Here is a 397-nt window from a genome sequence, read left to right as displayed (position 1 = left end):
CTGCTGATCTTCGCGATGTCGATCGGCGCGGCCATCGTATTTCGCGTGGTGAGCACGGTGGCCTCGAACCGGGCGATGCTGGTCGCCGATGCCATCGGCCTGGGGCTGTTCTCCGTCACGGGCACCTCGCTGGCGCTGGTGGCGCAGATGACGCCGACCGTGGCGGTGATGATGGGCATCATCTCGGCAGTGTTCGGCGGCGTGGTCCGCGACGTGCTCTGCAATGAAGTGCCGATGATCCTGCGCGACCGCTCGCCCTACGCCACCTGCTCGTTTGTGGGCTGCTGGGTCTATGTCGGCCTGACTTGGCTACGCGCCGACCAGGAGGCGGCGCTGCTGACCGGGGCGCTTGTCACGATCGCCATGCGCCTGCTGTCCGTACAGCTTGGCTGGAAAC

The 397-nt window shown here is 66.5% G+C and carries 1 protein-coding gene; it reads left to right on the top strand.

Going from position 1 to position 397, the window contains the following annotated elements; all coding sequences use genetic code 11:
- The coding region (locus AB4Z35_RS30985; RefSeq protein ID WP_442101296.1) for a trimeric intracellular cation channel family protein at positions 1 to 397 on the top strand (397 nt) is incomplete at both ends.

This window comes from Pseudomonas sp. KB_15, from assembly GCF_052114525.1.
GTDB lineage: Bacteria > Pseudomonadota > Gammaproteobacteria > Pseudomonadales > Pseudomonadaceae > Aquipseudomonas.
The sequence above is the reverse complement of the archived record's forward strand: the minus strand, read 5'-3'. Positions and strand labels throughout refer to the sequence as shown.